We start from the raw sequence: 488 nt of genomic DNA, 5'->3' as shown, positions 1-488 counted from the left end.
GCCTTGGTGCGCAAAGAACAGCATCTGCGCGTCCCAGTCGTCGGACGAGAGCGGCCAGCCGTGATGGAACATGATCGGCTGCGCGTCCTTCGGGCCCCAATCCTTGTAGAAGATCTCGGTGCCGTCCCCGGTGGTGATCGTCGCCATGCTCGCCTCTCCTCACGGTGCGGTGGTCCGGAGCGGCCTTCGGCTCCTGGTGTGGCTTGACGGTACGAGGATGGTCCCGGGGCGCGATTTTGAAAATGGGAAACGACGGAAACCCATCGTTTCCGGAGGTGGTTTTTTGCGCGGGATCGCGATGCCCGCCGGTCGAGCCCGTGAGATTGGGGGCGAACGAAAAAGCCCCGGCCCAGACGGGCCGAGGCTTCGCGCATCAACGCATCTCAGCGGAGGATCAGGGCTGAAGCACGCCGTTGATGACGTGGATCACGCCGTTCGACTGCATCACGTTGGCGATGGTGACGGTGGCGGTGTTGCCCTTGGCGTCC

At 63.9% G+C, this 488-nt stretch carries 1 protein-coding gene; it reads right to left on the bottom strand.

The features are described 5' to 3' along the window. Positions 1-394: 394 nt before the first annotated feature. On the bottom strand, positions 395-488 hold a 94-nt coding region (locus tag C1631_RS25450; protein ID WP_185144701.1), incomplete at its 5' end, for a fasciclin domain-containing protein.

Source organism: Chryseobacterium phosphatilyticum (assembly GCF_002899825.2).
Taxonomy (GTDB): Bacteria; Bacteroidota; Bacteroidia; order Flavobacteriales; family Weeksellaceae; genus Chryseobacterium; species Chryseobacterium phosphatilyticum.
Note: the sequence above shows the minus strand (reverse complement) of the source record. Positions and strands in the feature narration are given on the sequence as shown.